Source organism: Pseudomonas poae (assembly GCA_028869255.1).
GTDB lineage: Bacteria > Pseudomonadota > Gammaproteobacteria > Pseudomonadales > Pseudomonadaceae > Aquipseudomonas > Aquipseudomonas poae_C.
In genome coordinates this window covers 2015684-2041009 of record CP110972.1, presented here as the reverse complement: position 1 = coordinate 2041009, position 25326 = coordinate 2015684, and the positions used below count along the sequence as shown (strand labels likewise).

At 61.1% G+C, this 25326-nt stretch carries 21 protein-coding genes and 2 pseudogenes; 10 read left to right on the top strand and 13 right to left on the bottom strand.

Going from position 1 to position 25326, the window contains the following annotated elements; genetic code table 11:
• Positions 1-8: 8 nt before the first annotated feature.
• The 5 genes and pseudogenes from LRS56_09500 to LRS56_09480 all read left to right on the top strand — a co-directional run bounded on the left by LRS56_09500 (position 9) and on the right by LRS56_09480 (position 7280).
• Positions 9-1400, top strand: coding sequence for a GntP family permease (locus LRS56_09500; protein WDU64671.1), 1392 nt, complete (start codon positions 9-11; stop codon positions 1398-1400).
• Positions 1401-1407: 7 nt separating this feature from the next.
• Positions 1408-2181 carry a 3-hydroxybutyrate dehydrogenase gene (gene hbdH / locus LRS56_09495; protein WDU64670.1) on the top strand — a complete coding sequence of 258 codons (774 nt, stop codon included), beginning with the start codon at positions 1408-1410 and terminating at the stop codon, positions 2179-2181.
• A gap of 139 nt (positions 2182-2320) precedes the next feature.
• A complete protein-coding gene (locus LRS56_09490; GenBank protein ID WDU64669.1) occupies positions 2321-4273 on the top strand; it encodes an acetoacetate--CoA ligase in 1953 nt (650 codons plus the stop codon).
• Positions 4274-4415: 142 nt separating this feature from the next.
• Positions 4416-6954: pseudogene (locus LRS56_09485) on the top strand (PAS domain-containing protein).
• Between the two features lie 50 nt (positions 6955-7004).
• Positions 7005-7280 carry a peptidylprolyl isomerase gene (locus tag LRS56_09480; GenBank protein ID WDU64668.1) on the top strand — a complete coding sequence of 92 codons (276 nt, stop codon included), beginning with the start codon at positions 7005-7007 and terminating at the stop codon, positions 7278-7280.
• 94 nt (positions 7281-7374) lie between these two features.
• Here the strand turns inward: LRS56_09480 and LRS56_09475 are convergent, their stop codons facing one another.
• The 8 genes from LRS56_09475 to LRS56_09440 all read right to left on the bottom strand — a co-directional run bounded on the left by LRS56_09475 (position 7375) and on the right by LRS56_09440 (position 13966).
• On the bottom strand, positions 7375-8280 hold the full coding sequence (locus LRS56_09475; protein ID WDU64667.1) for a sugar kinase: 906 nt from the start codon (positions 8278-8280) through the stop codon (positions 7375-7377).
• A gap of 117 nt (positions 8281-8397) precedes the next feature.
• A complete protein-coding gene (locus tag LRS56_09470) occupies positions 8398-9606 on the bottom strand; it encodes an amino acid deaminase (protein WDU64666.1) in 1209 nt (402 codons plus the stop codon).
• Positions 9607-9614: 8 nt separating this feature from the next.
• The gene (locus LRS56_09465) at positions 9615-10379 is read right to left on the bottom strand and encodes an IclR family transcriptional regulator (protein WDU64665.1); all 765 of its coding nucleotides are present in this window, start codon (positions 10377-10379) and stop codon (positions 9615-9617) included.
• Between the two features lie 166 nt (positions 10380-10545).
• Positions 10546-10935, bottom strand: a complete 390-nt coding sequence (locus tag LRS56_09460; GenBank protein WDU64664.1) for a RidA family protein — start codon at positions 10933-10935, stop codon at positions 10546-10548.
• Positions 10936-10949: 14 nt separating this feature from the next.
• A complete protein-coding gene (locus tag LRS56_09455) occupies positions 10950-11732 on the bottom strand; it encodes an amino acid ABC transporter ATP-binding protein (GenBank protein WDU64663.1) in 783 nt (260 codons plus the stop codon).
• Complete coding sequence (locus LRS56_09450) at positions 11729-12391, bottom strand: amino acid ABC transporter permease (GenBank protein WDU64662.1); 663 nt, start codon at positions 12389-12391, stop codon at positions 11729-11731. The genes LRS56_09455 and LRS56_09450 overlap by 4 nt, the downstream gene beginning before the upstream one ends.
• 11 nt (positions 12392-12402) lie before the next feature.
• Positions 12403-13065, bottom strand: coding sequence for an amino acid ABC transporter permease (locus LRS56_09445; protein ID WDU64661.1), 663 nt, complete (start codon positions 13063-13065; stop codon positions 12403-12405).
• A gap of 52 nt (positions 13066-13117) precedes the next feature.
• On the bottom strand, positions 13118-13966 hold the full coding sequence (locus LRS56_09440) for a transporter substrate-binding domain-containing protein (GenBank protein ID WDU64660.1): 849 nt from the start codon (positions 13964-13966) through the stop codon (positions 13118-13120).
• A gap of 422 nt (positions 13967-14388) precedes the next feature.
• Here LRS56_09440 and LRS56_09435 point away from each other — a divergent pair, with 422 nt between their 5' ends.
• Positions 14389-14637, top strand: a complete 249-nt coding sequence (locus LRS56_09435) for a hypothetical protein (GenBank protein ID WDU64659.1) — start codon at positions 14389-14391, stop codon at positions 14635-14637.
• 96 nt (positions 14638-14733) lie between these two features.
• A complete protein-coding gene (locus tag LRS56_09430) occupies positions 14734-15117 on the top strand; it encodes a thioredoxin family protein (GenBank protein ID WDU64658.1) in 384 nt (127 codons plus the stop codon).
• Here the strand turns inward: LRS56_09430 and LRS56_09425 are convergent.
• Together LRS56_09425 and sohB are read right to left on the bottom strand one after the other, a co-directional pair.
• Positions 15047-16612, bottom strand: coding sequence for a TerC family protein (locus LRS56_09425; GenBank protein WDU64657.1), 1566 nt, complete (start codon positions 16610-16612; stop codon positions 15047-15049). The two genes, LRS56_09430 and LRS56_09425, sit on opposite strands and share 71 nt — an antisense overlap.
• A 335-nt stretch (positions 16613-16947) precedes the next feature.
• Positions 16948-17974 (bottom strand): annotated as a pseudogene (gene sohB / locus LRS56_09420) (protease SohB).
• Between the two features lie 192 nt (positions 17975-18166).
• Here sohB and LRS56_09415 point away from each other — a divergent pair.
• Positions 18167-18877 carry a histidine phosphatase family protein gene (locus LRS56_09415; GenBank protein WDU64656.1) on the top strand — a complete coding sequence of 237 codons (711 nt, stop codon included), beginning with the start codon at positions 18167-18169 and terminating at the stop codon, positions 18875-18877.
• Positions 18878-18933: 56 nt separating this feature from the next.
• Positions 18934-19248, top strand: coding sequence for an SCP2 sterol-binding domain-containing protein (locus tag LRS56_09410; protein ID WDU64655.1), 315 nt, complete (start codon positions 18934-18936; stop codon positions 19246-19248).
• A gap of 186 nt (positions 19249-19434) precedes the next feature.
• Here the strand turns inward: LRS56_09410 and LRS56_09405 are convergent, their stop codons facing one another.
• From LRS56_09405 to LRS56_09395, 3 genes are all read right to left on the bottom strand, one after another.
• Entirely contained in the window at positions 19435-22071 is a 2637-nt protein-coding gene (locus LRS56_09405) for a glucosidase (protein WDU64654.1), read from the bottom strand.
• Between the two features lie 69 nt (positions 22072-22140).
• On the bottom strand, positions 22141-23550 hold the full coding sequence (locus tag LRS56_09400) for an OprD family outer membrane porin (GenBank protein WDU64653.1): 1410 nt from the start codon (positions 23548-23550) through the stop codon (positions 22141-22143).
• Positions 23551-23716: 166 nt separating this feature from the next.
• Complete coding sequence (locus LRS56_09395; GenBank protein ID WDU64652.1) at positions 23717-23845, bottom strand: hypothetical protein; 129 nt, start codon at positions 23843-23845, stop codon at positions 23717-23719.
• Here LRS56_09395 and LRS56_09390 point away from each other — a divergent pair.
• Positions 23840-25216 (top strand): VOC family protein, encoded by a 1377-nt coding sequence (locus tag LRS56_09390; protein ID WDU64651.1) that lies wholly within the window; start codon positions 23840-23842, stop codon positions 25214-25216. The two genes, LRS56_09395 and LRS56_09390, sit on opposite strands and share 6 nt — an antisense overlap.
• Positions 25217-25326 lie beyond the last annotated feature (110 nt).

Genomic DNA, 25326 nt, shown 5'->3' with positions numbered 1-25326 from the left:
GACACACCATGAGTGTGATCATTGCCCTGGCAGCCCTCGCGCTGCTGATGCTGGCTGCTTACCGTGGCTATAGCGTTATCCTGTTTGCCCCCATCGCCGCCCTCGGCGCTGTCCTGCTCACCGACCCGTCCGCCGTGGCCCCTGCGTTTACCGGGGTGTTCATGGAAAAAATGGTCGGCTTTATCAAACTGTATTTCCCGGTGTTTCTGCTCGGCGCGGTGTTTGGCAAGCTGATCGAGCTGTCGGGCTTCTCGCGCTCGATTGTGGCCGCCGCAATCCGCTTGCTCGGCACCCGCCAGGCGATGTTGGTGATCGTGCTGGTCTGCGCCCTGCTCACTTACGGCGGCGTGTCGCTGTTTGTGGTGGTGTTCGCGGTGTACCCGTTCGCGGCCGAGATGTTCCGCCAAAGCAATATCCCCAAGCGCCTGATCCCGGCGACCATCGCCCTCGGCGCGTTCTCGTTCACCATGGACGCCCTGCCAGGCACGCCGCAGATCCAGAACATCATCCCCAGCACCTTCTTCAACACCACCGCCTGGGCTGCGCCGTGGCTGGGGTTGATCGGCACGATTTTCGTGTTCTGCACCGGCATGCTGTACCTGGCGCGCCAGCGCAACAAAGCCCAGCGCGCCGGTGAAGGCTATGGCACCGAGCTGCGCAACGAGCCGGAAACTGCGGAAAACATCGCCCTGCCCAACCCGTGGATCGCGCTGTCGCCGCTGATCCTGGTGGGCGTGATGAACCTGCTGTTCACCCACTGGATTCCGCAGTGGTACGGCAAGACCCACAGCCTCAGCCTGCCGGGCATGAGCGCGCCGGTGACCACCGAAATCGCCAAGCTCACCGCGATCTGGGCGGTGCAGGCTGCGTTGCTGGTGGGCATTCTCATGGTTCTGGCATTCGGTTGGTCGGCGATCAAAAGCAAGCTGGCCGAAGGCAGTAAAAGTGCGGTCAGCGGTGCACTGTTGGCGGCGATGAACACCGCCTCGGAATACGGCTTTGGTGCGGTGATCGCGTCCTTGCCGGGCTTTCTGGTACTGGCGGACTGGCTCAAGGGCATCCCCAACCCATTGGTCAACGAAGCGATCACCGTGACCCTGTTGGCCGGTATCACCGGTTCGGCGTCCGGCGGCATGAGCATCGCCCTGGCGGCCATGTCCGAGAGCTTTATTTCGGCGGCCCATGCGGCCAATATCCCCCTTGAAGTGCTGCACCGGGTCGCAGCCATGGCCAGCGGCGGCATTGACACCCTGCCCCACAACGGCGCGGTGATCACGCTGCTGGCGGTTACCGGGCTGACCCACCGCGAAGCCTACAAGGACATTTTCGGCATCACGATCATCAAGACCCTCGCGGTGTTCGTGGTGATCGGTACTTTCTACGCCACCGGCATTGTGTGAGGTTTTCATGACGACTTTGAACGGCAAGACCGCCCTGGTTACCGGCTCCACCAGCGGCATCGGTTTGGGGATTGCGCTGAGCCTGGCCAAGGCCGGCGCCAACCTGATCCTCAACGGCTTCGGCGACGCCAGCGCGGTGATCGCCCAGGTGCAGGCGTTCGGCGGCAAGGTCGGCCATCACCCGGCCGACGTCAGCGACCCGGCGCAGATCGCCGACATGATCGCCTACGCCGAGCGCGAATTCGGCGGCGTGGATATTCTCGTGAACAACGCCGGCATCCAGCATGTGGCGGCGGTCGAGGACTTCCCGGCCGAGCGCTGGGACTCGATCATCGCGATCAACCTGTCCTCGGTGTTCCACAGCACGCGCTTGAGCCTGCCGGGGATGCAGGCCAAGGGCTGGGGGCGTATCGTCAATATCGCCTCGGTGCATGGCCTGGTCGGTTCGGTGGGCAAGGCCGCGTATGTGGCGGCCAAGCACGGGGTGATCGGCCTGACCAAAGTGGTGGGCCTGGAGACCGCCACCAGCAATGTGACCTGCAACGCCATCTGCCCGGGCTGGGTGCTGACGCCGCTGGTGCAGAAGCAGATTGATGATCGCGCCGCCAACGGGGTTGACCCGCAGCAGGCGCAGCATGATTTGCTGGCGGAGAAACAGCCGTCGCTGGCGTTCGTGACACCGCCGCAGCTCGGGGAGCTGGTGTTGTTCTTGTGCAGCGAGGCCGGCGCCCAGGTGCGCGGCGCCGCGTGGAATATCGACGGTGGCTGGCTGGCCCAGTAACCTCAGCCCGCCTCGATCAAACTGGAGGAGCCGGCTGGCCGGCGATGGCGTACTCATTCTTGGCGCATGCCTCGAGACTGCCATCGCCGGCAAGCCGCGCTCCTACAGGTGATATGCACAAAAACAAGAGACTTTGCTGATGTCCGACATCCTCTGGCAACCCTCCCCCGAACGCATCGCCCACACGCGGATGGACCAGTTCCGGCGCTTCATCAACCAACGCTACAGCGTGCAGCTTGGCGACTACGCTGCCCTGCACCAGTGGAGCATCGACCAGCGGCCCGATTTCTGGCAGTCCATCGTCGCGTTTTTCGACGTGCAGTTTCGCAGCCCACCCACCGCGACGCTGATCGAAGACAGCGAAATGCCCAGCGCCCAGTGGTTTCCCGGCGCCACGCTGAACTTTGCCGAGCACCTGCTGCGCCGTCGCGACGAGCACCCGGCAGTAGTCGCCGTCGGCGAGGACGGCCAGCGCGAACAACTGAGCCACGCCGAATTGGCCGCACACGTTGCCGGCCTGCAAAAGAGCCTGCGGGCTGCAGGTGTCGGCGTGGGTGATCGGGTGGCCGCGTGCATGCCCAATACCTGGCAAACCCTGGTGGGCATGCTGGCGACCACCAGCCTGGGCGCGATCTGGTCGTGCTCCTCGCCGGACTTCGGCACCCAGGGCGTGATCGACCGTTTCGGCCAGATCGAGCCCAAGGTGCTGATCACCTGCGCGGGCTATTGCTACGCCGGCAAAACCATCGACCAAAGCGCCAAGCTGAATGAGATCCTCGAACGCCTGCCGTCCCTGGAACAGTTGATTATCGTGCCCTACGCACGCCCTCAAGCACGCGTCGAGGACTACCAGACCCAGGCTCAAGTCGCCCTCTGGAACGACTTCTACCAGCCTGGCGGCGAGCCTGAATTTGTCGCGGTGCCGTTCGATCACCCGCTGTACATCCTCTACTCCAGCGGCACCACCGGCGTGCCAAAATGCATCATCCACGGCACCGGCGGCGTGCTGCTCACCCACCTCAAAGAGCACGGCCTGCATGCCGACCTGTCCAGGGAGGACTGCCTGTTCTACTACACCACCTGCGGCTGGATGATGTGGAACTGGCTGGTATCGGTGCTGGCCCTGGGCGCCACGGCGGTGCTGTATGACGGCTCGCCCTTTCACCCCGGCCCCGAACGCTTGATCGACCTGATCGATGCGGAAAAAATCAGCGTGTTCGGCACCAGCCCCAAGTTCCTCGCCACCCTGGAAAAGGCCGGGCTGCAACCCCGCCTGAGCCATGATTTGGGCAGCCTCAAAGGGCTGATCTCCACCGGCTCACCGCTGTCACCCCAGAGCTACGACTACGTGTACCGCGAGATCAAGCGCGAGCTGTGCCTGTCGTCGATGTCGGGCGGCACCGATATCGTCTCGTGCTTTGTGATCGGCAACCCGGTATTGCCGGTGCGCCGTGGTGAGATGCAGTGCAAGAGCCTGGCGATGGCGATTGAGGTGTGGGACGACCAGGGGCGGCCGCTGATCGGTGAAAAAGGCGAACTGGTGTGCACCCGGCATTTTCCGGCCATGCCCATCGGGCTGTGGAATGACCCGGACCAGCGCAAACTGCGCGCCTCGTATTTCAGTCAGTTTCCCGGCGTGTGGGCCCAGGGCGACTACGCCGAACAGCGCCCGAATGGCAGCCTGCTGATTCACGGGCGCTCCGACGCCGTGCTCAACCCCGGCGGCGTGCGCATTGGCACGGCGGAGATTTATCGCCAAGTGGAAAAGGTCCCGCAAGTCCTCGAAAGCCTGGCCATCGGCCAGCGCTGGCAGGACGATGTGCGCGTGGTGCTGTTTGTGCGACTCAACGACGGCATCGCGCTGGATGAAGCCCTGGAGCAGCAGATTCGCCAGGTGATCCGCGCCAACACCACGCCACGGCATGTGCCGGCGAAGATCGTGGCGGTCACTGATATCCCGCGCACCATCAGCGGCAAGATCGTCGAACTGGCAGTGCGCAATGTGGTGCATGGCGAGCCGGTGAAAAACACCGACGCACTGGCAAACCCGGAGGCCCTGGCGCAGTTTCGCGACCGCCCTGAACTGGCGTAAAGATGAAAGGTTTCAGCCCTGCTGCACTCATTTGAAGACAAAAACCCAATGCATGCTATTTTTCGAGGGGTAGTCAGCCGTTCCCAACTCACGGGATAATCGGCTTTTGTCATTTTCAAAGCGTGATGCTCAGGGCTTTTTCATGAATGGAACATCCACCGGTAGCGAAGCTGCTGCATTGATTGCACAGCTGGACTGGGCGCAAAGCCCCCTCGGTGAGGCCAATGACTGGCCGCAAAGCCTGCGCACGGCCGTGGATATCGTCGTCAACTCGCCGATGCCGATGCTGCTGCTGTGGGGCAGCCAACTGACCCAGCTCTACAACGATGGCTTCGCACGCCTGGCGGGCAACAAGCACCCCGGCGCCCTGGGCCAGCCGGCGCATGAGACCTGGCCGGAGCTGGCAAGCTTTACCGCACCGGTCTACGACGCGGTGCTGGCCGGCGAGGTGCGCACTTTCAGCGAGCAGCGCTTCGTACTGCAACGCAATCACCGCGACACCGAAATCTGGCTGGACCTGACCTACAGCCCGATCCGCGATGAAAGCGCCACCGTGGCCGGGATCCTGGTCACCGCCATCGAAACCAACGAGCGCCGCAGCAAAACCCTCGAACTGCAACAACGCTCCGAAGACAGCCTCAAGGCCCAGCACAATACCGAACAACGCCTGCAACTGGCCCTGGCCGCCACGGACGCGGTGGGCACCTGGGACTGGGATATCGGCGAAGACCGCTTTATCGCCGACGCGCATTTCGCCTACCTGCACGGCGTCGACCCAAATGACGCCGGGCTGCTGCCGATCAGCGACTACCTGCAAGGCGTGCACCCCGAAGACCGCGGCATGGTGGCGCGCAGCATCAAGCATTGCATTACGTTCGGCACCGAATACGCCGAGGAGTACCGCCTGCAGCAAGCCGACGGCGAGGTACGCTGGGTGTTTGCGCGTGGCCGCTGCTACAAGGATCATCAGGGTCGCCCGGCACGTTTCCTCGGCGCCGCGCTGGACCTGACCGAGCGCAAGCACACCGAGCAAGCCCTGCGCCAGAGCCAGACCGAGCTGCAACTGATCATCAACGCGATGCCGGTGCTGATTGGCTATGTCGACCACGAGCAACGCTTTCGTCTGAACAACAGCGCCTACCTGGACTGGTACGGCATGACGCCCCAGGAACTGTACGGCAAGAGCATCCGCGAAGTGCTCGGCGACGAGGTGTATGCCGGACGCGAAGACAAGATCGCCGCCGCGCTCAAGGGCAAGGCGTGCAGCTTCATGACCATCACGCCGCACCATGACGGCCGCCCGCGCCATGCGCTGATGAAGTACTTGCCGCGCTTCAGCAATGACGGTTCGGTGAACGGTTTTTACATCTTTGTGATCGACGAGACCGAACGCAAACTCACCGAAGAAGCCCTGCGCCACCTCAACGAAAACCTTGAAGAACGCGTGGCCCAGCGCACCCAGGCGCTGGCCGAAGCCAATCAGCGTTTGCAGAACGAGATGTTCGAACGCGAGCGCGCCGAAGATGCGCTGCGCCATGCGCAAAAAATGGAAGCGGTGGGCCAGCTCACCGGCGGCATCGCGCATGATTTCAATAATATGCTTACCGGCATCATCGGCAGCCTGGACTTGATGCAGCGCTATATCGCCGCCGGGCGCAGCGAGGAGATCGGCCGATTTACCGATGCGGCGGTGTCCTCCGCCCATCGCGCCGCCGCTCTCACCCACCGGCTACTGGCGTTTTCGCGGCGCCAGTCGCTGGACCGTCGCCCGCTCGACCCCAACCAACTGGTGGCGTCCCTGGAAGATCTGTTCCGGCGCACCAAGGGCGCGCATATCGCGCTCAAGGTGCAACTGGGCCAGGACATCTGGCCGGTCAACACCGACGCCAGCCAACTGGAAAACGCCCTGCTCAACCTGGTGATCAACGCCCGCGACGCCATGCCCGACGGCGGTGAACTGCTGATCGAAACCGCCAACAGCTACCTGGACGGCACCGACATCACCACCCTTGAACCGGTTCGGGCCGGCGATTACGTGATGCTCGGCGTGTGCGACAACGGCACTGGTATGGCGCCGAAGATTCTGGCCAAGGCGTTCGACCCGTTCTTCACCACCAAACCCATCGGCCAGGGCACCGGCCTTGGGCTGTCGATGATCTATGGGTTTGCCCAGCAGTCCGGTGGCCATCGTGACGATTCAAAGCGAACCCGGCCAGGGCACCTGCGTGCGCCTGTACCTGCCGCGCCTGCACGGCACCGCGTTGGAAAGCAGCCTGCCGGCGCACTCGACTGAAGCGCCGCTGGCGCTGGCCGGTGAGGCGGTAGTGGTGGTCGAGGACGACCCGGCGGTGCGCATGCTGGTGGTCAACGTGCTGGATGAGTTGGGCTACACCGCCCACCAGGCCGCCGATTCACGCACTGCGTTGCCGCTGCTGGAGTCGGACCTGCGTGTGGACCTGCTGGTGACCGACGTCGGCCTGCCCGGCATGAACGGCCGGCAACTGGCGGAAATCGCCCGTCAGCATCGGCCGGGCCTCAAGGTGTTGTTCATGACCGGGTACGCCGAAAAAGCCGCCGAGCGCCAGGGGTTTCTGGAGGACGGCATGGACATGGTCGCCAAGCCATTTTCCATCGATCTGCTGGCGACGAAAATCCGCAGCATGATCAGCGTCGATGAATGAGTTCAGGCATAATCGCGCGCCCTTACGTTTGACCGTTGCCAGGTAACAACATGAAAGCCCAAGCCCGTCACATCCTGGTGAAAACCAGCGAAGAAGCCGAACAGCTCAAGCAGCGCATTGCCAAGGGCGAAGCGTTTGATGTGCTGGCCAAGAAGTACTCCACCTGCCCGTCCGGCAAGCGCGGCGGTGATCTGGGTGAAGTGCGGCCGGGGCAGATGGTGGGGGCAATTGACACGGTGATCTTCAAGAAGCCGGTGAAGGTGGTTCACGGGCCGATCAAGAGCAAGTTCGGGTATCACCTGGTGCAGGTGTTTTACCGCGACTAAGTGTTTGGCTTGAGACCGCTATCGCAGGCAAGCCAGCTCCCACATTGGCGTTGTGAACATATTCCAATGTGGGCCGCAGGCGGCCATCCACGGCCTATCTTGGAATCAACGCCCCAGGCACCTGAATCACCCGACTCGCCAACCGATGCCCGGCCAAGCCCGCCTCTTGCGGCGAATCACCCTTGAGCCGAGCGGCCAAATACGCCGCACTGAACGAATCCCCCGCCGCCGTCGTATCCACCACCTTCACCACCTTTAACGCCGGCACGGCAAAACGCTGGCCGTCACAGCGGATCAAACACGCATCCGCACCACGCTTGAGTACCACTTCTTCAATCGCCGTGTATGCCGCAAACACCTGCTCGCTGTCGGTGTAACCGAACAGCGCACATTCGTCGTCTTCGGTCAGCAAGGCGATATCCACTTCGGCCAGTACCTTGCGATACGCCTCGCGGGCCGCCTCCACATTGGCCCACAGGCGCGGCCGGTAGTTGTTGTCGAACACCACCCGGCCACCGCGACGGCGGGTTTCGATCAGGGCTTGCAGCAAGCGCTCACGCCCGATTTCGCCCAGCACCGCCAGGGTGATGCCGCTGAAATACACCACGTCGTAGTCCGGCAACGCCGCCAGAATCGGCTCGGCCGTCGGCGTGGTGAAGCAGTCGCGGGCGGCCGCTTCATTGCGCCAATAGAGGAATTTGCGTTCGCCATTGGCATCCGTCTGGATGCAATACAGCCCAGGTAAACGTCCGGGCAGGCGCTGGACCATGGCCAGGCCAAGCCTCTCTTGCGCCCATTGCGCGCACATGGCATCGCTGAAACTGTCATCGCCCAGGGCGGTGACGTAGTCGACCGTGCCGATATCGCCCAGCTCGCGACGCAGGTACACCGCGGCGTTCAGGGTATCGCCGCCGAAGCTCTGTTGCAGGCTGCCATCGGCGCGGTGTTGCAGTTCGATCATGCATTCGCCGATCAGGGCGATGCGCGGTTGTGTGTTCATGCCTTGTAATCTCTGGGGTGGCTGATGGCCTCATCGCAGGCAAGCCAGCTCCCACATTTGGATTTGTGAACACCTTCCAATGTGGGAGCTGGCTTGCCTGCGATGGCGCGACTCGGTCTAGAAGCAGGTCTGCAGAGACTCGACCACCTGCAACTGCTCATCCACCAGGCAGCCGACCTGCCACTTGTCGAACGTCAGGCAAGGGTGCGAAGTGCCGAACGAGAGGATGTCGCCGATGCGCAGCTCAACCCCGGGCGCGATGCTCATGAACGCATGCTGGTCCATCACGGCGGTGACCTTGCACGCGCTCACGTCATCGCCTTCGGCGGGCAGAATCCCGGCCTTGTAGCGCTTGAGCGGCACCGGCAAACCCGCGTCGTACGCCACGTCCCGTTTGCCCAGGGCAATCACCGCAAAGCCAGGCTCTGGCAGCGACTGCACATGGGCCCAGACTTCCAGCGCCGGGCGCAGGCCCTCATTGAGGTCGCTGCGGCGGTCGAGCACGCAGCACTGCGCCTCTTTGTAGATCCCATGGTCATGGGCCACGTAGCTGCCGGGGCGCAGCACGCTGAGGAAGCGGCCGGCGGCGTTCTGCTGCTCAAACGACTCGGCGATCAGGTCATACCAGGCCGAACCCGAGGCGGTAACGATGGGCTTGGGCAAATCGAAAGAGCCGTTGTTTTGCAGGTCGACGGCCAGGCGCACCAGGCTGGCGGCGAAGTCGCGGATGCCGCTGATGGCATGCTCGCCGTGGATCACGCCTTCATAACCTTCGATGCCGGTCAGGGCCAGGGCAGGCTGGGCCTTGATCGCCTTGGCCAGATCACGCACCTCCTGCTCGCTGCGGCAACCGCAACGGCCGCCGACCACGCCGTACTCGATCATCACGTTCAGGCGCAGTCCACGGGCGGCGAAGAACAGGCCCAGGTCGGCGACGTTATCCGGGTGGTCGACCATGCAATGGAAGTCGAAATCCTGGTCCGCCAGCAGGTCGGCGATCAGCGCCATGTTCGGCGCGCCCACCAATTGGTTGGCCATCAACACACGACGCACACCACCGGCGTAGGCCGCGCGGGTCTGCACGGCATTGGCCAGGGTGATGCCCCAGGCGCCTTGGGCGATCTGGCGCTGGAACAGCGCTGGCATCATGCTGGTTTTGCCATGGGGCGCGAGTTCGGCGCCGCTCTGGCTGACAAAGTCCTGCATCCAGCGAATATTGTGCTCCAGGGCGTCGCGGTGCAGCACCAGGGCCGGCAGGCTGACGTCGCGGACCAGATGGGCACCGACGGCGGCGGCACCCTTTTCAACGGCATTGAGGGCAGACATAAAAACTCCTATTCGTTGATGCGACGGGCCAGGTTGTTGGCGCTGTCGATCAACACCCGGCGATAGTCGTTGTAATTTTTGATCGCGTCGGCCCGTGGGGCGACGATGCACAGAGTCGCAATGCTGATGCCCTGCGCATCCCGCACCGGAGCGGCAAAGCAATGGGTAAAGGTGTCGGCCACACTGTCGAAGGAAAAGAACCCATCGAGGGTGGCCTGACGGATTTGCGCCAGGAAGGTCTCCAGCGCCAAGCGCTGGCCGTCCGGCAGGATGAAGTCGTCGTGGTCGATCAGGTCGATGATCTGCTGGTCGCTCAAGTGCCCCAGCAGCAGGCGCCCGGAGGCGGTCCACGGGATCGGCGCGTTTTCGCCGATGTCCGAGGAAATCCGGAAATGCCGCTCGCCCTCACGCATCAGCGCCACCGTGTATTTGCGCCCGTTGAGCAGGCACATCTGCGCGGTTTCGTGGGTTTGGCTGACGATTTCCTGCAAGGCGTGGTCGGCCTCGCGGGTCAGATCGAAGTGACGCAAGTGTGCCTGGCCGAGAAAGTACAGCTGGCGGCCGAGGTAGACGTGGCCGTCCTTGCCGACTGTTTCGAGGATGCGTCGCTCCAGCAGCGAAGCGACCAATTCGTAGACCGTGGATTTGGGGCTGCCGATGCCGCTGGCAATATCATTCGGGCGCAGGGGCTGGCCGATTTCCTTGAGAAAATCGAGGATATCGAATGCACGGTCCAATCCTTTGGCGCGGCGTTTGATGGTGTCTTCGGTCATGGCAGTGTCGGTCCGGTCAAAGGTGTGTGCTGCACAGTAATCCCCCGTGGGAGCGGGCTTGCTCGCGAATGCGGTGGGTCAGTTACAGGTGCGTTTAATGACACACCGCATTCGCGAGCAAGCCCGCTCCCACATTGGATTTTCAGTGGTCTCAAGAGTGGGGCATTTAGCCTTTTTTCTTGTACGCCACGCAATCGATCTCCACCTTGCAATCGACCATCATATTGGCCTGCACACAGGCCCGCGCCGGGGCGTGTTCCGGGGTGAAGTATTCGCCGAAGACTTTGTTGAAACTCCAGAAGTCCCGCGGGTCTTCCAGCCATACGCCAACGCGCACTACGTCTTTGAGCTCGTAGCCGGCTTCTTCGAGGATCGCCACCACATTGCGCATAGTCTGCCGGGTTTGCTCGATGATCCCGCCGGTGATGATTTCGCCGTCCACCGCCGGCACTTGGCCTGAAACGTACAGCCAACCGTCCGCTTCCACGGCGCGGGCAAAGGGACGGGGCTGGCCACCGCCGGCGGTGCTGCCGGTGCCGTAACGAGTAATGCTCATAAAAATGCTCCTGATTAAAAACGAATGTTCTTCAAAAATTCCGCCAGGCGCGGCGATTGCGGGCGTTCGAAAATGTCCTTCGAGGTGCCCTGCTCTTCAATCCGCCCCTGGTTCATGAAGACGATCTTGTCCGAGACTTCATAGGCAAAGCGCATTTCGTGGGTGACCAGCAACATGGTCATGCCCTCTTCCGCCAAGCCCTTGATCACGCTGAGCACCTCACCCACCAGCTCGGGGTCGAGGGCCGAGGTCACTTCGTCGAACAGCATCAGGCTGGGGTTCATCGCAATGGCGCGGGCAATCGCCACGCGCTGCTGCTGGCCGCCGGATAACTGGCCGGGAAAGTGATTGCGCCGCTCCAGCAGGCCGACGCGCTCCAGCCATTTTTCGGCCAGGGCCACGGCTTCGTCCTTGCCCATCTTCTTGACCTTGAGCAAGCCAAGGGTGACGTTTTGCAAAGCGGTGAGGTGCGGGAACAGGTTGAATTGCTGGAATGCCATACCGGTCATTGCGCGATGCTGGGCGATCACCCGCTCGGGGTGGCGCACGCGCTTGCCGGCGATCTCGCTGTAGCCGATGGACTCGCCGTCCAGGGTGATCTGCCCGCCCTGGAACTCTTCCAGCAGGTTGACGCAGCGCAACAGCGTGGTCTTGCCCGAGCCGCTTGAGCCGATCAACGTCACCACGTTGCCGCGCTGCATGGACAGGTCGACGCCCTTGAGCACTTCGACCTGGCCGTATTGTTTACGCAGGCCGCGAATGTTCAGCAGCGGTTGGTTGGTTTGAGGTTGGTTCATGGCAAGGCCACCCGCTTTTCAATGTAGCGCCCGAATAACTCGATGGCGTAGTTGATGACAAAGAACAGAAACCCGGCGAACAGGTAGAACTCCAGGGTCATGAAGGTACGTGCGATGACTTGCTGGGTGCTCAGCAGCAACTCGGCCACGCCGATCACCGAGAGCAAAGTCGAGGCCTTGACGATTTCCGTGGAGGAGTTGACCCAGGTCGGCAGAATCTGGCGCAGCGCCTGCGGCAACAGCACGTAGCCCAGGGACTGGTAGAACGTCAGGCCAATCGCCTTGCCCGCTTCCAGTTGCCCACGGGGGATGGCTTGCAGCGCGCCGCGCACGATTTCCGACACGTGGGAGCCGCAGAACAACGTGAGCCCGACCGCACCGGCCTGGAACGCGGTGATCTGCCAACCCAGCGCCGGCAGCATGTAGAAACACGCCAGTACCAGCACAAACACCGGGGTGCCACGGATCAGGTCGACGTACAACCGGAACGGCGCACGCATCCAGAACTTGCCGTACGTCAGGATCAACCCGGCGACGATACCGATCAGCGTGCCAAAGATAATCGCCAGGGCCGACACATAGACACTGGCCTGAAACCCCGCCCAGAGGGTGTCCCGGGCGATCCACAACTCATGCAGCCAGCTGGGGGATTCGTACATGGAAACCTTCCTTAACGACGGATCGCCAAACGCTGTTCCAGGTAACGGAGCAGCATGGCAATGAGGTAACAGGCAGCCACATAGAGCGCAGTCGTGACCAACCAGGTTTCAATCACCCGGTAGCTTTCGACGTTGATCTTGCGGGCGTAATAGGTCAGCTCCGGCACGGCAATCGCCGCCGCCAACGAGGTGTCCTTGAACAGCGAAATAAAATTGTTCGACAGCGCAGGCAACACGTTACGCAGCATCACCGGCACGGTGATGTAGGCGCGGATACGCCACTCGCCAAGGCCGATGGCCAACCCGGCTTCGCGCAAACCCTTGGGAATATTCAGCAGCCCCGCGCGGAACACTTCGGTCAGGTAGGCACCGGCGTACAGCGACAAGGTGATGATGAACGAGGGGATCTTGTCCAGGCGGATGCCCAGGCTGGGCAACGCAAAGTAGATCAACAGGATCAGCACCAGGATCGGCGTATTGCGCACAACCGTCACATATACCGACGCCAGAATGCGCAACGCACGGTGCCTGGACAGCATGGCAAAGGCCATCAGCAGGCCGATCACGCAGCCGATGGCGATCGACAGCAGCGCCAGCTCAAGGCCCAGGCCGAGCCCCGCCAGCAAACTGGGGAAGTCGCGCCAGACGGCGGCAAAGTTCAACTGATAGTTCATGGTCAGCAGTACCTAAATGGGGCGCCTTGGCGGCGCCCCCGGTTTTTCCGAATCACTTGAATTCAACAGGGAAACCAATCGCAGGCTCTGGCAGATCCACACCGAACCACTGTTTGAACGAGGCCTTGTAGGTCGGGAACTCCACACCGGTCATGGCTTCATGCAGCGCGGTGTTGACGAAGTTCAGCCAGTCCTGGTCGCCACGCTTGACGGCGCAGGCATAGGTTTGCGGGCTCCAGGCGTAGGCCGGGCTGCGGTAGCGGCCTGGGTTCTGCACCATCAGGTACTTGACCGAGGACTGGTCGGTGGCGGCGGCATCGGCACGCCCTGAGTTCACGGCCTGGTACATCAGGTCGACGCTGTCGTACTGGTCGACCTTGGCCTTGGGCAGCGCCTGGTGCACCAGCTCTTCGGCGTAGACGTTTTGCAGCACGGCCACGGTGACGCCGTCGCCGGCGGCTTGCAGGTCTTCAATCTCTTTGTACTTGCTGTTGTTCGGCAACAGCAGGCCCACGCCTTCGCGGTAGTACGGCAGGGTAAAGGCGACTTGCTGTGCGCGGCTGGCGGTGACGGTGATGAACTGGCAACTCATGTCGACCTTGTCGGTCAGCAGGTTGGGAATACGTGCGTCGGACGACTGCACCACAAACTCGACCTTGCTGGGGTCGTTGAACAAGCCCTTGGCCACAATGCGGCCGATGTCGATATCAAAACCCTGCAACTTGCCATCCGCTCCCTGGAAGTGCCACGGCGCATTGGTACTGCCTGTACCCACGATCAGGTGCCCACGCTTGAGCACATCATCGAGCTTGCTGTCCGCCGCCTGCACGATGCTGGCGAGGGAAGCCGATGCGGCGAAGAGAAAAACACACGCTTTAAACACGGAAGGTCGGTGATGCATGACAAGCACTCCAGGAGTTGTGTATTCCGCTATACCGGAACTTAGTATGTAACAACGGAATAGACAGCAGAAAGTGTGCCACACGCAGTAACAGAACACTACGACAGGGATAAAGCTGTTTTAAATCAGATAGATAAAATCTTAATGGGATAAGGCGCTGTGCCAGCAGCTGAAATCACTTTGCTACTTAGCGCCTCATACGCCGTTACCGCGCACTACCGGAGTGCGTGGGTACACCCTCCCCGTGGCGAGCGGGCTTGCCCGCGTTGGACTGCGTAGCAGGCCCATTTTTGGGGCGCTACGCGACCCAACGCGGGCAAGCCCGCTCGCCACATAAGCGTTGGGGTGTGTGGATTGGCTTTGGCAGAATGTCGAGGGTGGACTAGCCTTGGCAGATCCCTGCAGACAAGGACCTTGCCCTGATGAAATTCAGTCTTACCCTTATGTTGCTCGGCCTACTGGCGGCCGGCAGTGCCTCGGCCAGTAATGATCGCCGCGAATGCAAAGAGGAACTGCAAAAGCTCAAGGAAGCCTTCAGCACCAACTACACGAGCGAAAATCACCATGGCTATCGCCGGGCCAAGGCGGCCCGGGACAATGAGGAATACAAGAAATGCGCGAGTCAGGCGCGCAAGGCCCGCGAACGTGTGGAGCGAAAGGACGACGTGTAAGCCTGACTACCTGTGAAGGTTGACAGTAGACGGTGAGGATCTCGCCATTTAGCGTACCCAGCAGAACCCATTGGCCTAATGTTCAAGGAGATCATCATGGGCGCTGCAAACACCGTTATTCATGACGTGACCGAATATCAACGGATCCTGAACGAGTATCCGCTGGTCATCGCGTTGTTTACTTCCCCTTACTGTGAGGCGTGCCTGAGGGCCGGCCCACGCTTTAATCGCATTGCCGAAAAGTATGCCGGTCGCGTGAAAACCCTGCTTGTGGATACCACCCAAACCCCCAAGATCCAAGGGGTAGACGGAACGCCTACACTGGTGGTGTACAAAAATGCCCTGGAGGTTGAAAACCTCAAGGGCATTGGTTCACCGCAAGAACAGGAAGAGCTCCTGGAGGATGTATTCAGCGAGTATGCGCTGACGGCTCCAACACCACCTGCGTCACCCGCCGCTCCTCCACTACCGCCACGCTAAGGCGCCAGCCTTCATGCTCAAGGCTGTCGCCGACCACCGGCAAGCGATCCAACAGGCTCATCACCAGGCCCGCCAGGGTCTGGTAGTCCTCGGTCGCGGCAGCCTTGAAGCCGGTACGCTGGCGAACCAGGTTCAGGTTCAGCGCACCATTGGCGCGAAAGCCCCGGCCCTGCTCGACAATATCCGGCCCTTCGATCTCGCTGGCATCCGGCAATTCACCGGCGATGGATTCGAGGATATCGGTCATGCTCAACACGCCCATGAAATCGCCAAACTCGTTGATCACGAACGCGATATGGGTCGACTCCTGGCGCATTTGCTCCAGGGCGTTGAGGATCGAAAAACTCTCCAGCAGGTTGATCGCTCGGCGCGCCAGGTGTTCCAGGTTCGGCTCGTTGCCGGACAGGTACTCCTTGAGCAGCTCTTTCTTGTGCACAAAGCCTAATGGCTCATCCACAGCACCGTTGCGGATCAACGGCAGCCGTGAGTAGGACGAATGCATCAACTTCAGGCGGATAGTGTCGGGATCGTCCGCCAGATCAATGCAGTCCACCTTGGCCCGCGGGGTCATCAAGCTGCGAATCGGCCGCTCGGCCAATTGCAGCACACCACTGATCATCACGCGTTCGCGCCGGTCGAACAGCGGGCCTTGCGCGGCATCCGGCTCACCCAGCAGGTCCGCCACCTCCTCATCCACTTCTTCCACCGCCAGGCTGCGACCGCCGAGCAAACGCATCACCGCATGGGCAGTACGCTCACGCACCGGCAACACGCCTTGCGCGGATTTCTTGCGACGGGAGCGGGCAATCTGGTTAAACACTTCGATCAGGATCGAGAAACCAATCGCCGCATACAGGTAACCCTTCGGAATATGGAAACCCAGGCCTTCGGCGGTCAGGGCAAAACCGATCATCATCAAAAAGCCCAGGCACAGCATGATCACCGTCGGGTGCGCATTGACGAAGCGGGTCAGCGGCTTGCTCGCCACGATCATCAGGCCGATGGACACGATCACCGCGATCATCATCACAGCCAACTCATCCACCATGCCCACGGCGGTAATCACCGCGTCGAGGGAAAACACCGCGTCGAGCACCACGATTTGCGCCACGATTGGCCAGAACATCGCATACGCCACATTGCCGGTGCGCTGAGCCACATGCCCCTCAAGGCGCTCATGCAATTCCATGGTGGCCTTGAACAGCAGGAACACACCACCAAACAGCATGATCAGATCACGGCCGGAGAAGCTCTTGTCGAACACCTCGAACAGCGGCTGCGTGAGCGTTACGAGCCATGAAATACTCGCCAGCAAGCCAAGGCGCATCAGCAGCGCCAGGGACAAACCGATCAACCGCGCCCGGTCGCGCTGCTCCGGCGGCAGCTTGTCCGCCAGGATCGCGATAAACACCAGGTTATCGATGCCCAGCACCAGTTCCAGCACAATCAAGGTCAACAGGCCGAGCCAGGCCGTTGGATCCGCTAACCATTCCATTTAAAAAGTCTCTTTATAGATTTCAGAATGCCGGACACGGCACAGCGCGATCAGTGGACCGGGTCAAGGTTAGCAGTCGGAATACGGGGTGCTTAAGCGGGAACAGCGGCAGCGGATGTCTTGGGGAAAGACGACTGGGAGGCTCCGAGAGGGCGTTCATGCAAGTCCTGCACTTAGAAAAGGACTTGAATCGTACAATCGAAACCTAAATTTCCTACAACGCAAAACTATTACAAGATCTGTCCCCGGACCAACACAACACTCATTTGAAAAAGGCAACGCCTGTAGGGGACGCCAACCCCCCTACAAGAATCACCTCCCTTCTGCAGACCGGCTTACCAAAACCGCTGCTGGGTCAACCGGCTCCACCAAGTCAGCAACACTCGGTCCACCGAACCGCTGGCCGCCAGGCCCACGCGCTCTTGCAGGCTTTTACGCTCGGCATAGTGCAGGTGGAACACCTCGGCAGTCTTGGCCTTGGTGGCGAGGTATTCGTCGCTGGTTTGCAGCTCGTCGACCAGTTGCTTGTCGAGCGCGGCAACACCCAGCCACACTTCCCCGGTCGCCACATCATCGATTGCCAGTTGTGGGCGATAGCGCGACACAAAGTTCTTGAACAGCTGATGGGTGATATCCAGGTCCTCCTGGAACTTCTCGCGGCCCTTCTCGGTGTTTTCGCCAAACACCGTGAGGGTGCGTTTGTATTCACCGGCGGTCAGCACTTCAAAGTCGATATCGTGCTTTTTCAGCAGACGGTTGACGTTGGGCAACTGCGCCACCACGCCAATCGAACCCAGGATGGCAAACGGTGCGCTGATAATTTTCTCGCCGATGCACGCCATCATGTAGCCGCCGCTGGCCGCCACCTTGTCGATGCATACGGTCAACGGCACGCCCGCCTGACGGATACGCGCCAGTTGCGACGAGGCCAGGCCATAGCTGTGCACCATGCCGCCGCCGCTTTCCAGGCGCAGCACCACTTCATCCTTGGGTGTGGCCAGGCTCAGCAAGGCGGTGATTTCATGACGCAGGCTCTCGGTGGCCGAGGCTTTGATGTCGCCATCGAAGTCCAGCACAAACACCCGCGGCTTGGCCTCCGGCTTCTTTTTTGCCGTTCTTTTTCTCGGTCTTGCTTTCGGATTTGCGCAGGGCCTTGAGCTGGTCCTTGTCGAGCAAACTCGACTCGAGGCGCTCACGCAGCCCCTTGTAGAAATCATTGAGCTTGCTGACCTGCAACTGCCCGGCGGATTTGCGACGGCCTTTGCTGCGCAATGCGGCGAAACTGATCAACACCACCAGGATGGCGACCACCAGGGTCACGGTCTTCGCCAAAAAGCTTGCGTATTCAGCCAGAAAATCCATGTTGCTCCTTACAAGTGCAGTGCGCCACGCGCGGATTGCCCCAGCATACCGGCGGCACTGCGTTCGGGCCAGTGATCAAACCGCCAGCAGCGCGTCTCCAACGCGCTTTTAAAACAAGCGTATGTTTTTTCATTGACAGCTCTTCGGCATCCTCATAACCTCGCCAGACCTTCAACGTACCGGGAAACGGACGTGGGCAGCATTTATCTGATTCGACATGGCCAGGCCTCCTTCGGTGCAGACGACTATGACGTCCTGTCGCCCATCGGTGTGGAACAGGCGCAAGTGCTCGGCCGCCACCTGGCGGACATGGGCCTCTCGTTCGACCGCTGTGTCTCGGGCGATTTGCGTCGCCAGCAGCACACCGCCACGACCACGTTCGATCAGTACAGCGCCCTCGGGCTAGCAGTTCCGCCATTGGAAATCGACACAGCGTTCAACGAATTCGACGCCGAAGCGATCATCCGCGCCCTGCTCCCCGACCTGCTCACCACCGAGCCGCATGCCCTGGATATCCTGCGCAACGCCGCGCAAAACCGCAGCGAGTTCCAGCGCATCTTCGCGTTGATCATCGAACGCTGGCTGGCGGGCACTTATGACCCGCCGGGGCTGGAAAGCTGGCTGGGGTTCGTGGAACGGGTCCAGGGCGGCCTGCAACGTATTCTTGAAGCGGCGGACAACGCGCAGAAAATCGCCGTATTCACCTCCGGCGGCACCATCACCGCCCTGCTCCACCTGATTACCCGGATGCCTGCCGCGCAGGCTTTCGAACTGAACTGGCAAATTGTTAACACCTCGCTCAACCAGCTGAAATTCCGCGGTCGCGAGGTGGCACTGGCTTCCTTCAACAGCCATACCCACTTGCAACTGTTGAAGGCGCCGCAGCTCATCACGTTCCGATGAGCTGCGGCCAACCGTGACCCAAAGGTCACTGGACTCAACCCTAAAGGATCGAAACCATGACTGAAGTAGCCAAAGCTGTAGAAGCAATGAAAGCCAAATTCAACCCAGCCGCTGCCGACGGTCTGGACCTGGTATTCGGTTTCCGTATCGACGACACCCAGAATTTCTCGCTGGTGGTCAAGAACAACACCTGCGAACTGCTGGAAGGCGAAAACCCGGACGCCCAAGTGACCCTGGTCACCGACGGCGAAACCATGGAAGGCATCGTCAGCGGCGAGACCGACGGCATGCAGGCTTTCATGAGCGGCAAGCTGCGCACCGAAGGCGACATGATGCTGGCCATGAAGCTGAGCGAGCTGTTCCCTTCCTGATTCACGGGTAACCCTGAATTCCGATCCCGCCTTTTCAGGCGGGATTTTTTTGCCGACAATTTCGAAATCAACGCAGCATCAATGTGGGAGCTGGCTTGCCTGCGATGACGTCGGCCCTGCCTGCATCAAAGTTGGCTGATCGACCCCTATCGCCGGCAAGCAAGCGCCCACATCAGGTGATTGTGCTTAGGTTTTGGGCTGCAGCAGCAACGCCACCAACGCACTCCACCCCGTCTGGTGCGAAGCCCCCAGCCCTCGCCCGGTCTCGCCATGGAAATACTCATGGAACAACACTAAATCGCGGCTGGCCGGGTCGGCCTCCAACTGCGCATACCCCGCCATCGAAGGCCGCACTCCATTTTCATCACGCAGGAACAAACCGGTCAGGCGCTGGCTCAGGCTGTCGGCCACTTCCTGCAGGGATGACAGGTATCCACTGCCAGTCGGGTACTCCACCGAGAAGTTGTCCGCGTAGTAGCGGTGAAATTCGCGCAGGGACTCGATCAGCATGTAGTTCACCGGCATCCACAATGGCCCGCGCCAATTGGAGTTGCCGCCGTACAAGCGCGAGTCGGATTCGCCGGGCTGGTAGCGTGCGCACAAGGTGTCGCCGTTCATCTTCAGCGCCAGTGGCTCCTCGGCGAAGGCTTTGGACAAGGAGCGCACGCCAAACGCCGAGAGAAACTCGCTGTCATCGAGCATGCGCCGCAGCAAGTCCTTGGTGCGCTCACCGCGCAGCAACGCCAGCAGCAGGCGGTTGCCCTGCCCGGGTTCGTTCCAGCGCGACACCAACTTGGCCAGGTCCGGCCGGTGGTGCATGAACCCCAGCAGGCGCTCACGCAACCCCTCCAGGCCCTCATGCTCGCGCTGTTCCAGCACCAGCACCGCAAACAGCGGCATCAGCCCGACGATGGAGCGCAGGCGCACCGGTTCGTTCTGGCCGTCGGGACGGTGCAGTACATCGTAGAAAAACAGGTCCTGCTCATCCCACAAGCCTTCGGCACTCTCATCGACACGGTTGATTGCGCCGGCGATATACAGGAAGTGCTCGAAAAATTTCACGGCAATATCAACGTAGACCGCATTACGTTTGGCCAACTCCAGCCCGATACGCATCAGGTCCAGCGCATACGCCGCGACCCACGCGGTGCCGTCGGCCTGATCCAGTTGATAACCCGGCGGCAGGGTGGCCGAGCGGTCGAACAAGGCAATATTGTCCAGGCCCAGGAAGCCGCCCTGGAACAGGTTGCGCCCTTCGGCATCCTTGCGGTTGACCCACCAGGAAAAATTCAGCAGCAGCTTATGGAAGATTCTCTCAAGAAAATCCATATCGCCTACACCGGTCAGTGCCTTGTCCTGCTGATACACCCGCCAGCTGGCCCAGGCATGCACCGGTGGGTTGGCGTCGTCGAAACGCCACTCATAGGCCGGCAACTGGCCGTTGGGGTGCATGAATCGGTCCTTCACCAGCAGCAACAACTGTTGCTTGGCATACCCGGGGTCGATCAACGCGAAGGCCACGGCCTGAAAGCCCTGGTCCCAAGAGGCGTACCACGGGTATTCCCAGGTGTCGGGCATGGAGAGGATGTCGAAGTTGGACAAATGCCGCCAATGGGTATTGCGGATGTGCAGGCGTTCAGGCGGCGGCGCGGGTTGGGCCGGGTCGCCGTCGAGCCACTGGTTCACGTCAAAATAGTAGAGCTGCTTGGACCACAGCAACCCGGCCAACGCCTGACGCTGCACATTGCGCGCATCCTCGTCTTTCAAGCCATGTTGCAGGGCGGCGTAAAAGTCATCCGCCTCCTGGCGACGTTGCTCGAACACCTTGCGCGCATTGACTTCGGGCGCCGTCACGGGCGCAAAACGCACATACACGGTTTGGCTTTCGAGGCCCGCCAGGTCGAGGATGAAACGCGCAGCGACCTTGGTGCCGGCGTCGCGGCGAATCGCAGTATCCGCGCCTTGCACCAGGTAATCGTTGATCCCATCCTTGAACGGCCCCGGCGCCGGGTTGCCGTCCAGCAACGGAAAGTTGCTTTCGTTCTCGCAGAACAGCCATTCCACGCCATCTTGGCCCCAGGCGCTGAGATGCCGATCGTCCAGCTCATGATGCCGCGCCAGCACCCGCCCGCCCTCCAGCGTCAACTGCGGCTTGGGCGCGTCATGGGTCCAGCTCCAGTCATTGCGCGCCCACAGCTGCGGCAACAGCTGCAGACGCGTCGGCTGATCCGAGCGATTGTGCACGGTCACGCGCATAAAGATCTCGTCGGGCTGGTGCTTGGCATATTCGACAGTGACATCGCAATAGCGGTTGTCTTCAAACACACCGGTGTCGAGGATTTCATACTCGGCATCGCCCAGCCCGCGTCGCGCATTTTCGGCGATCAGGTCGGTGTAGGGAAAAGCCGCGTGCGGGTATTTGTAGAGCATGCGCATGTAGGCATGGCTCGGTACGCCGTCGACGAAAAAGTACAGTTCCTTGACGTCCTCACCGTGGTTGCCCTCGGCGTTGTTCAGGCCGAACAGGCGTTCCTTGATGATTGCATCGCGCTCGTTCCACAGGGCCAGGCCCAGGCACCAGCGTTGCGCCTTGTCGCTGAAACCGGCCAGACCGTCTTCGCCCCAGCGGTAGGCGCGGCTGCGCGCATGTTCATGCGGGAAGTAAGCCCAGGCATCGCCATCGGCGCTGTAGTCTTCGCGCACCGTGCCCCATTGGCGTTCACTTAAATAGGGGCCCCACTCGCGCCAGCGCTCGGCACCTTGGGTCGCCAGGCGCTGGCCTTCGATTGTTTCAAGAATTCGGTTGTCGGGCGTGGCCGTCATTGGGTCCTCCATCGCCTGTCAGGTGACGAGCAGTGTAGAACCCAATGGCGCCCCGTTGCACATGAAGACTTAGAAGATGGCGTACGTGTAGTTGAAGATCAGGCGGGTTTGATCCTGATCGGCAGTGCCGGTGTTTTTGCCGTGGTAGGTACCGGTACGCAAGGTGGTACCGAAGCCCTTCAGAGGGCCGGCCTGTACTACATAGTCCAGACGGAAGTCGGTTTCGTTTTCTTTCTGGTCAGGGCCGCCGGCCACCTTCGACTTGATGTCCGAACCATCCAGGTACGCCACGGATGCCTTCAGGCCAGGGACGTAGGCCTTGAAGTCATACGAATACTGGCCAAAATTGACCTGCTCGCCCGCGCGGGAGAACTGGCCGACCACGGCGTCGGTGAACAGGTAGAAGTCGCTGCCGCCGGCGCCTTGTGCATGCGGGTCGGCCAGGCTGCCCTGATTCACCCATACAAAGCCGCCGTCGTCACCCACGCCGATGTGGCCGAGCATCAGGCTACTGCCACCCAACTGATAGGTGAAGGCCGCACTGTAGGTCTTGTTGTCCACTTCGTTGGCGTGCTTGGCGTAGCCGCCGTTGTTGTTGAACTGGTAGCCGCTCTCACCGTTCTTGCCGTCGCTGGAGCTGTCGAAGTAGCGCAGATCAGTCTTGAACGACTGGTCATTACCCAGCGGCAGCACGTGGACCAGGCCGAAGTAGTTCTGTTTGTAGAAGTCTTGCAGTTGGGCGTAGTAGTACTGCAACGTCAGGTTTTTCGCGATCACGTTGTCGGAAGAACCAAACGGTTTGTAGTCCACACCACCAAACTTGAAGCTGTCACTGTCACGCAGGCCACCGGCCACGCTCAACCCTGTGGAGTTGCTGGAGGCACGGCCTTCGGCGCGGTTCAGCTCACCCCCGGTGAAGGTGACGTTGGGAATGTCGTTCGAGGTGAGGATACCACCGTCAAAGGTCTGCGGCGCCACGCGGCTGTCGTTGGACACCAGGATCGGCAACACCGGCGCCAAGCCACCGCCCACGTGCAACTCGGTCTGGGAAATACGGAATTTCACGTTGCCCGCTGCACGCCCGAAGGAGTCGGCAGGTTCGGTGCCGTTGTTCTTGGTCGGAAAGAAGCTGTTGCCGTTGCCCGACAGGCCAGGGCCCGCGGCGTGGCCATCGCCACCGTCCAGGCGCAGGGCGCCGAAGGCCATGACATCGAAACCGACGCCCAGAGTGCCCTGGGTGTAGCCGGACTTGTAGTCAAAACGCAGCGCTGTGGCGGCTTCGCGCAGATCGTTGTTGGTCCCCGAGCGGTTATCCGCGCTGTAGTACATGGTCCGCGAGCTGATAGCCGCATGGCTGTCTTCAAGGAAACCGCTGTGACCATTGCCCGTGCCCAGAGCGCCGAGCCCAAAATCATCCGCGTAAACCTGTTGTGCAAGAACGGCGGCGGTGATTGACAACGCCAGTGTAGAAATTTTCATTAACGACGGCCCCTAAACATATTTTTATGTGTGCGATCTGCGAAACGACGTTTTCATCCTTGCGAACGTGACGATTCTTTCATGCCGACCGGGGCTTGCTCCGTGAAGAATTAGTTAGGAAAAACCCCGAAAAATGAAATTTCCAGATGGCTGATTTTTGTCATATTCAGGTCATCTCATTCATTTGCAGAATGAAGTCCAGAGGAATCTTCGTTTGCAAGCTGGCCTGGCGCTCAACAAAATCCGCAAAGAGGCCACCATCACCGCCCCAGCCATCAGGAATTTTTCTATGCACACCACCGCACATGTCAGCCCCGATGAGATCCGCAAGGGCTTTTCCAAGGCCATGTCCGACATGTACCGAGATGAAGTTCCGTTGTATGGCGCGCTGATGGAGTTGGTGGCCGAGACCAACACCCGCGTACTCGAGGCTGAACCTGCCCTGGCGCGACAGCTGCAGCGCACCGGCGAAATCCAGCGCCTGGACATGGAACGCCATGGCGCCATCCGCCTGGGCACGGCTGCAGAACTGTCGACCATCAGCCGCCTGTTTGCGGTGATGGGCATGCAACCAGTGGGCTACTACGACCTGACCCCGGCCGGTGTGCCGGTGCATTCCACCGCCTTTCGCGCCGTGCATGAGCGCTCGCTGCAAACCAGCCCGTTTCGCGTGTTCACCTCATTGCTGCGTCTGGAACTGATCGAAAACCCGGAGCTACGCGCCTTCGCCGAAACCGCCTTGGCCAAGCGCTCGATCTTCACCCCGGGCGCGCTTGCACTGATCGAAAAAGCGGAAAAGGACCACGGCCTTGACGCCCAGGATGCCGAGGAATTTATCCGCCAGGCCCTGGAAACCTTTCGCTGGCATCACACCGCCACCGTCACCGGCGCGCAGTACCAGCAGCTCAGCGACCAGCACCGCCTGATCGCCGACGTGGTGGCCTTCAAGGGCCCGCATATCAACCACCTGACGCCACGCACCCTGGACATCGACCAGGTGCAGGCCGCCATGCCCGGCAAAGGCATCACCCCCAAGGCCGTAATCGAGGGGCCACCCCGCCGCCATTGCCCGATCCTGCTGCGCCAGACCAGCTTCAAGGCCCTCGACGAGCCCATCGCCTTCACCGACGCCCAGGGCAGCCACAGTGCGCGCTTCGGCGAAATCGAACAACGCGGCGTCGCCCTCACCCCCAAGGGCCGCGCCCTCTACGACCAACTGCTGAACGCCGCTCGCGATGCACTGGGCGCCTTCCCCAATGAAGGCAACGCCACGCGCTATATGCAATTGATGGAGCATCACTTCCAGGCCTTCCCGGATAACCACACGCAGATGCGCGAACAGGGCCTGGCCTACTTCCGCTACTTCACCACGCAAAAGGGCCTGGCGGCACGCGGCCAGACCGATCAGCCACGCACACTGCAGGCACTGATCGCAGCCGGCCACGTGGACGTGGAACCCTTGGTGTATGAAGATTTTCTGCCGGTAAGCGCAGCGGGGATTTTTCAGTCGAACCTGGGGGATGCGGCGCAGAGTCACTACGCGGCCAATTCGAACCAGGCCGAATTCGAGCAAGCGCTGGGGCGCCAGACGATTGATGAGCTGAAGCTGTATGACGAGACGCAGCAGCGCTCAATGGATGAGTGCATCAAAACGCTGCTGGTGTAAAAACCTGGCCTAAAAACCGAGTGCCCGCCCCGGCTCACCGGCGCAATCCTTGCGCCAGAGACAAAGCGGGTGATGGCTTCTTTCAACTTCCAAAAACAAGCTGCGGCGTG

Coding starts and splice junctions, on each gene's coding strand:
- LRS56_09500 (WDU64671.1), top strand. CDS start 9: ATGAGTGTGATCATTGCCCTGGCAGCCCTCGCGCTGCTGATGCTGGCT.
- hbdH (WDU64670.1), top strand. CDS start 1,408: ATGACGACTTTGAACGGCAAGACCGCCCTGGTTACCGGCTCCACCAGC.
- LRS56_09490 (WDU64669.1), top strand. CDS start 2,321: ATGTCCGACATCCTCTGGCAACCCTCCCCCGAACGCATCGCCCACACG.
- LRS56_09480 (WDU64668.1), top strand. CDS start 7,005: ATGAAAGCCCAAGCCCGTCACATCCTGGTGAAAACCAGCGAAGAAGCC.
- LRS56_09475 (WDU64667.1), bottom strand. CDS start 8,280: ATGAACACACAACCGCGCATCGCCCTGATCGGCGAATGCATGATCGAA.
- LRS56_09470 (WDU64666.1), bottom strand. CDS start 9,606: ATGTCTGCCCTCAATGCCGTTGAAAAGGGTGCCGCCGCCGTCGGTGCC.
- LRS56_09465 (WDU64665.1), bottom strand. CDS start 10,379: ATGACCGAAGACACCATCAAACGCCGCGCCAAAGGATTGGACCGTGCA.
- LRS56_09460 (WDU64664.1), bottom strand. CDS start 10,935: ATGAGCATTACTCGTTACGGCACCGGCAGCACCGCCGGCGGTGGCCAG.
- LRS56_09455 (WDU64663.1), bottom strand. CDS start 11,732: ATGAACCAACCTCAAACCAACCAACCGCTGCTGAACATTCGCGGCCTG.
- LRS56_09450 (WDU64662.1), bottom strand. CDS start 12,391: ATGTACGAATCCCCCAGCTGGCTGCATGAGTTGTGGATCGCCCGGGAC.
- LRS56_09445 (WDU64661.1), bottom strand. CDS start 13,065: ATGAACTATCAGTTGAACTTTGCCGCCGTCTGGCGCGACTTCCCCAGT.
- LRS56_09440 (WDU64660.1), bottom strand. CDS start 13,966: ATGCATCACCGACCTTCCGTGTTTAAAGCGTGTGTTTTTCTCTTCGCC.
- LRS56_09435 (WDU64659.1), top strand. CDS start 14,389: ATGAAATTCAGTCTTACCCTTATGTTGCTCGGCCTACTGGCGGCCGGC.
- LRS56_09430 (WDU64658.1), top strand. CDS start 14,734: ATGGGCGCTGCAAACACCGTTATTCATGACGTGACCGAATATCAACGG.
- LRS56_09425 (WDU64657.1), bottom strand. CDS start 16,612: ATGGAATGGTTAGCGGATCCAACGGCCTGGCTCGGCCTGTTGACCTTG.
- LRS56_09410 (WDU64655.1), top strand. CDS start 18,934: ATGACTGAAGTAGCCAAAGCTGTAGAAGCAATGAAAGCCAAATTCAAC.
- LRS56_09405 (WDU64654.1), bottom strand. CDS start 22,071: ATGACGGCCACGCCCGACAACCGAATTCTTGAAACAATCGAAGGCCAG.
- LRS56_09400 (WDU64653.1), bottom strand. CDS start 23,550: ATGAAAATTTCTACACTGGCGTTGTCAATCACCGCCGCCGTTCTTGCA.
- LRS56_09390 (WDU64651.1), top strand. CDS start 23,840: ATGCACACCACCGCACATGTCAGCCCCGATGAGATCCGCAAGGGCTTT.